The following is a 6049-nucleotide window of genomic DNA, read 5'->3' as shown; positions in this document are numbered from 1 at the left end:
AAACGGGATGATGGTGGGATGGAGTCAGGCCGACAGTATCGTAGTGGGCTATACGAGCAGAGATACTTCCTATATTTATGATTGTAAGGTGCCTGCCTATACTGATTATATCATGTTTTCCAGTCCTTCAGTTGCCTCGGCTTACAACAGCAAGTCCGGCGCAGGAAAAGGCGGCTCAATGGCTCGTTTTACGATCATTAAAGACTACCTGTATACCGTTAATTTGTGGCAACTAAAAGCATTTGACATAGCCAATGCCGCCAACCCTGTGTTTAAAAATGAACAGCCCATCAATACTGGCATTGAAACTATTTTCCCTTATGGCGATTACCTGTTCATTGGCAGTAGTAACGCCATGTATATTTATGATATTGCTAATCCGGCCGTCCCTAAACAACGCTCCCAGGTAACGCATTTCAGGGCCTGTGATCCGGTGGTCGTGGAAGGAAATAAAGCATACGTCACCATCAGAAGTGGCGCCACCTGTGGAAGTATTGGCAATCAACTACAGGTGTTTGATATCAGCGACATAGATCACCCAGTGAAACTAAGCACGGTGGAAATGAAGAATCCTTTTGGTCTGGGGATCGATCATGGCAACCTTTTCGTTTGCGAAGGTACATTTGGGCTTCGCTTCCTCAACGCTACAGATGTAAACCATATTGCCACTACCAAATTGGTAGAGGGACTGGACACTTTTGATGTGATCCCTTTTGAAAACCAGCACCGGCTGCTGGTCAGCGCTAAAGACGGATTGTATCAATATGATTACAGTAGCATGAGTGCCCCACAGTTGTTGAGCAAAATAGCGGTGAAACGATAGTCGCTATTTCCTCACCCACTGGTTAGGCGTAGGATCATAGTGTTTCATTTCTTCTATATAATTATAAAAAGGCTTTACCAGGTTAAAGAAAGCCGGGAAATTCTTTTCTTTTCTGAATAACTGCAGGTGGTCTTGTTGGGAAGTCCAGTGAATAATCACGATATAGTGATTGGGTTCTTCATTGCCGTGAATCACCTGGTATCCAAGGCAGCTGGGAGATGCCTGCAGGTATTGACCGGCATCCTGATATGCTTTTTCAAAACTGGCATGTTCGGTTGCCGGCACATTATACCGGATAATTTCTGTGGAGGATATTGATGAATTGGTTTGTGCAAAAGCAGGAGTAGCTGTTGACGAAAGAAAGAGCATGGTCATCGCTAATAGTATTTTCATATGATGATAAATATTTTATAGAGATGAAGGTATGCCGGATCGTTTCTTTAATCAATAACTTACTAAAAAGTAGGGTGGTAAAACCCGGAATATGCGTGCAGTTATTTTAACGTATTAAACCAGGTAAAAAGATCCGTGGGGTCCAGGATACTCCAGGAATGCGGATGCCGGTTGTGATTAGGATATCTGTATCCTTTGTCAGCAGTCGGAATAAATCTGGCAGATCTGTTTCCCAATAGATGCAGTTCGTTGACCATCGCTGCGCCATCGGGGCTATTTATATTTGAGTAATCAAATCCTCTTGCCTGCATCCACCAATCGATATCCGGTTCTGTATAAATAGTAACTGGTATTTTAATGAGTAATTTAACGGCGGCCTGCGTGGTATCGTCAAACGAATAAGGCGAGGCTTCAAAATAATTTTTCTGCGCAGTAGCGGGCGTACCTTTCATTTTCTTTGCTATCCTGTCCGTCATATACACTAATTCCGGATTGGCAGAAAAGCCTTTTGTTAATCGCAGGTTACGCTGTGCGGCATTGTAGAACCGGGAAAAGTCCAGGGGTGGGTCTACCGCAAAAACGGCGGCTGGTTTTATCGGGTAATTATTTTTAACGGCCAGTTCTGCATATTTAATCGCACAGGTGCCACCCATCGAATAACCGCCCAGGTAAAAATCCTTTCCTTCCAGTTTATATTGCTTCACACAATAGTCCAGCATTTTCCGGAAGGAGTGTTGCGTGGAATCGTCGATGGCGAAGGCCGTCACACCGGTTTCAAAAACAGGAATAAACACCAGGATACCTTTTTCTGCCGCCAGCCTGGGGAGTGTTGTTTGGATGAGTACATCTTCCGGTTGTTCGAAACTGCCGGGAATTAAATACATGAATGCGGTGGTTTCAACGGAGTCTGGTGGACTCACCACGATGAACTTATTTTTGGTATTGTCTTCTTTTGAAAGAAAAATCGTGTTGGTGTGTTGGGCAAAGGCGACAGGTAAACAACCTAAAAGGATCAGGCTAATAAAAAGCAGGGTATTTCGCATAGTAACCATTCTTGTCAGAGAAAAATTTTCATGTACTAACGGGTGAACATTTCCCTTATCGTTTGTATAAATAGACAAATAATGGCACATTTCAAACTGTGTAGCCAACAAGATGGATACCAGCGGGCGTTTATTTTAAATGGCAGTGCGGGCAAATAATCAAGTGGTAAAAAATATCCGGCGATCAAATATACCCCTGACATAAGGCTGTCACACCCCCATTTTATCTTTGTTAAAACAAAACAAATCAACATGGCAAAGGTAGTCTCCTCCCCGGCATATGCACCCATTACACTGGAGCGTAAGGGTAAAACAATCATCGAAACAAAAGATGGGAAATTGGCTATTTATGCCAAAACAAGGGGGGAATGGCGGAAATGGCTGCAACAAAACAGTCAGTCGGCGGTCTCTGTTTGGCTGATCCAGTACCACAAGAAAAGTACGGTGCAAACTGTTTCCTACAATGATGCCATGGAAGAAGCACTGTGTTTTGGCTGGATAGACAGCAAAGCCAAAAAGCGTGATGGGGAAAGCTTTTACCTGACCATGACGCCCCGCAACCCCAAAAGCAAGTGGAGTAAACCTAACCGGGACAGGGCGGAAAGGATGATAGAAAAAGGACGCATGATGCCGCCCGGACAACAACTGATTGATATTGCTAAAAATAAAGGAACCTGGGAAGTTGTGCTTCCTGCATCTTGAGTACGCGAATAGACTGCGTAATGAATAATTATCTTGTTGGAGTAAATGTGAAACTCAAAATAGTTGTTAGAAGAAAAGCCTGGAAATCCTGCGGTATAAACGGTTTAATCTGTTTACTGTAGCCATTGATTGAATTTAACCATAGATCCTTAACTCCTAAACAAGAGAAAAAATGAAATCTGTTTGTTTGTTATCCCGTGCAGTGGGATTGTTTTTCATTGTTAGTCTGCTCGCATGTAAAAAGAATGATGCACCGATCCCGGACACGTCCCTTGCATCCACTGAGCTATTTTCCCAAGGGCTGATCACCGGAGGAGAGGCAGCCGTCCCTGTTTCCTGGTATCAGCTGGAACTAAAACTGATCAAAGAAAGCCCGGGATTTACGCCGCCGGTGGCAGCCAGGGCGATCGCCTATACGGGTGTTACCCTGCATGAGGCGGTGCCGGGCAGTATGAGTGGCAGCCCTTCCCTCGGCGGACAGCTAAATGGGTTACAGCGTCTACCTGCGCCGGAGTGGGGAAAAAGATACAACTGGGCCATTGCAGCCAACAGTGCCATGGCGCAAATCATCAAAAGCCTGTTTCCCAATGCCAGCACGCAAAATCTTACATTGATTGCCCAGCTGGAAAGTAGTAACCTGCAGGCATACTCGAATAATTGTTCTCCTGAAGTAATAACCCGTTCCATCAATTATGGTAAACTAATTGCCGGCGCTATTTACCAATGGTCTGCCACAGATGGAGGAAAAGACGGGTATCTGAACAATTTCCCTACGGACTATATTCCGCCTGTTGGTCCAGGGTATTGGGTGCCTACACCACCACTTTTTCAATCTGCCATGTTACCCTACTGGGGCAACAACCGTCCGCTGCTGAAAGCAGGTAAGGCAGATATTCCGCCGCCTGCATTTGCTACAGACACAGCATCTGCTTTTTATAAGGCTGCCTATCTGGTGTATCAGAAAGGGAAAACACCTACTCCGGAAGAAAAAATCATTGCACAATATTGGGCAGATGGCGGCGGAACGTTCACCCCTCCCGGTCACCTGATTGCCATTACGGCACAACTGGTAACTGATCAGCAGCTGGACCTTGGAGAAGCTGCCACCATTTTAGCACAGGTAGGCATAGGATTGAACGATGCTGCCATCCTTTGCTGGAAATACAAATACCAGTATCATCTGATTCGGCCGGTTACCTATATCCGTTTACATATAGATAGCACCTGGACACCGCTGATAGGCACACCCCCTTTCCCTTCCTACACATCAGGGCATGCGACTTTTACCAGTGCTGCGGGCAATATTCTGGCAGGCTACTTTGGAGATAACTACTCCTTTACGGATCAACAGAAAACACCTGATGGGTTTTCGCCACGGTCTTTCAACAGTTTTACCAGCATGATCAATGAAGCATCTATTTCGCGTGTGTACGGTGGTATTCACTATGAATTTGATAGCGAGGCAGGTAAAGTCACAGGTAAAACAGTAGCCCAACAGGTATTAGCGTTGCATTATTGATGTCATTATTTCGGTGTACAAAACAGACAGGGCTGCGTTAAAACGCAACCCTGTCTGTTATTTTGATTACTGTGCTGTATCTGTAAGGTTACCGGGGGGCCAATCATCATTACTCCATATGAAATACTTCTTCCATACCCGACCAGGTTTCTCCTTTGGAGGCAGCATCCGGTAACGGTAACTGACAAGGTGCTGTTACCTTCCACCATTGTTGAGTAGTACTGTCATTTTTCATCTGCTGCATGTCGGCATTGAAGTCGCTACCGGTATATTCAAAATAGCTGAATAAATACCAATGTTCGTTTATTTTTTTCAGGTAGATGGAGTAATTGCTGATATGACATTTACCGATCATTTTCAGTACGTCCGGCCAAACAGCCGCATGCAGTCGTTTGTATTCCTCCATTTTCTCGGGGCGGAGACCAGTCACCGATGCATAACGACTCACTTTCTGCGTCGAATGATCACTCACCTTCTGCATGGATTGATCACAGGATGACATACCTAGCAATAACAACAATAAATAGCATGGAACTTTCATGATGGCCTTTTTTCATTTAGTGGAATGTCCTCAGAAAGAGGGATACCTTACGAAGGTAGTGGGTAAAGCCATATGGTATTAGGCTATCTTTGACATATTTCAACACGATTTTAGCCATTCTGCTACCTGTTTTATAAATCCGGCAGCTTAACCTTATCATTAGCAGCGTAACAATGATGCTCTAAAAAATAGCAATACTTCCTCAGATCCATTTCAGCTTCAGGAGATTGAAGGTAGGCTATATACATTTTTTCCCGACCGGCGTTTGCCTTCTGGAGCTCATCATCATATAGGCCGACTATCAGATCGGATCTGTTGCTCCACCAGTTCCTGCATGCTGTATACGTCCAATATTCATTTCCATTACAGGAATAGCCATCGAATACTTCCACCGCAGCGGCATCCATCACGCCTAACAGCTCAGCATAGTTTCTGGGCTGTTTAAATATATACTCACTAAAATAATCATCATACAACACATTAAAAGGGGCCTCACGATCTCCGGTACCACAGGAATCAGATTCACCTGTGTAAAATGCACCCGGGAAATTAAAAGGATGCTTTTTGTTCCAATGATCATTATCTAAGAAACCCCGCTGCGCTACCGGTACTCCCAATGTTTCTAAAAAAGTGGTCCGAATCGTTTTCTCTATTCCAGGTGCATAGAAAAAAGAAAGGAAATCTTTCCCATATACTTCTTCCAACAATGGGATCTTACCATTTACTTCTTTTAAATGGTTTTCTAAAAATTTCAAATCCTGCGAATAATACACCGGAACGACTTCTATTGCATCGGTACTTTGTTTTTTGAAAAGATCTTTTATGGTATCTAAAATATTCATGATGATTTTTAAGTTGGCTGTTTCTTTCAACAAAGGCCCCTCGCATAGCTGCGAGGGGCCTTTGTTGAAAGAGGTATGACGATATTGAGCGGTATCAATAATTGTTATGTCTACGCTATATTTCTCGCGTATTTTTTCCTGATCGTTTTGGTTTTGAGTACGATAGCAGTCAGGTACAAAATGGCT

Annotated in this window: 7 protein-coding genes; 3 read left to right on the top strand and 4 right to left on the bottom strand. The window is 44.0% G+C overall.

All coding sequences use genetic code 11. The features are described 5' to 3' along the window. Positions 1-823: hypothetical protein (locus VIP81_RS06695; RefSeq protein ID WP_331957698.1), on the top strand; the 823-nt coding region annotated here is incomplete at its 5' end. 3 nt (positions 824-826) lie between these two features. On the opposite strand, the gene VIP81_RS06690 is transcribed toward VIP81_RS06695, so the two are convergent. Next, positions 827-1216, bottom strand: a complete 390-nt coding sequence (locus tag VIP81_RS06690) for an antibiotic biosynthesis monooxygenase family protein (RefSeq protein ID WP_331957697.1) — start codon at positions 1214-1216, stop codon at positions 827-829. Positions 1217-1317: 101 nt separating this feature from the next. Continuing rightward, positions 1318-2259, bottom strand: a complete 942-nt coding sequence (locus VIP81_RS06685; RefSeq protein ID WP_331957696.1) for a hypothetical protein — start codon at positions 2257-2259, stop codon at positions 1318-1320. A 252-nt stretch (positions 2260-2511) separates the two neighbouring features. On the opposite strand from VIP81_RS06685, the gene VIP81_RS06680 reads away from it, so the two are divergent. Together VIP81_RS06680 and VIP81_RS06675 are read left to right on the top strand one after the other, a co-directional pair. Further along, positions 2512-2961 carry a hypothetical protein gene (locus VIP81_RS06680; protein ID WP_331957695.1) on the top strand — a complete coding sequence of 150 codons (450 nt, stop codon included), beginning with the start codon at positions 2512-2514 and terminating at the stop codon, positions 2959-2961. 172 nt (positions 2962-3133) lie between these two features. Next, positions 3134-4480, top strand: coding sequence for a vanadium-dependent haloperoxidase (locus tag VIP81_RS06675; RefSeq protein WP_331957694.1), 1347 nt, complete (start codon positions 3134-3136; stop codon positions 4478-4480). A 109-nt stretch (positions 4481-4589) separates the two neighbouring features. Here VIP81_RS06675 and VIP81_RS06670 read toward each other — a convergent pair whose 3' ends face one another. Together VIP81_RS06670 and VIP81_RS06665 are read right to left on the bottom strand one after the other, a co-directional pair. After that, positions 4590-5021 carry an L-rhamnose mutarotase gene (locus VIP81_RS06670; protein WP_331957693.1) on the bottom strand — a complete coding sequence of 144 codons (432 nt, stop codon included), beginning with the start codon at positions 5019-5021 and terminating at the stop codon, positions 4590-4592. A gap of 131 nt (positions 5022-5152) precedes the next feature. Next, a partial coding sequence (locus VIP81_RS06665; RefSeq protein ID WP_331957692.1) for a hypothetical protein occupies positions 5153-6049 on the bottom strand: 897 nt, incomplete at its 5' end.

Source organism: Chitinophaga sp. (assembly GCF_036566945.1).
Classification (GTDB): domain Bacteria; phylum Bacteroidota; class Bacteroidia; order Chitinophagales; family Chitinophagaceae; genus Chitinophaga.
The sequence above is the reverse complement of the archived record's forward strand: the minus strand, read 5'-3'. Positions and strand labels throughout refer to the sequence as shown.

Bases quoted from the DNA above. Each gene is read 5' to 3' on its own strand.
- VIP81_RS06690 (WP_331957697.1), bottom strand. From the start codon at position 1,216: ATGAAAATACTATTAGCGATGACCATGCTCTTTCTTTCGTCAACAGCT.
- VIP81_RS06685 (WP_331957696.1), bottom strand. From the start codon at position 2,259: ATGCGAAATACCCTGCTTTTTATTAGCCTGATCCTTTTAGGTTGTTTA.
- VIP81_RS06680 (WP_331957695.1), top strand. From the start codon at position 2,512: ATGGCAAAGGTAGTCTCCTCCCCGGCATATGCACCCATTACACTGGAG.
- VIP81_RS06675 (WP_331957694.1), top strand. From the start codon at position 3,134: ATGAAATCTGTTTGTTTGTTATCCCGTGCAGTGGGATTGTTTTTCATT.
- VIP81_RS06670 (WP_331957693.1), bottom strand. From the start codon at position 5,021: ATGAAAGTTCCATGCTATTTATTGTTGTTATTGCTAGGTATGTCATCC.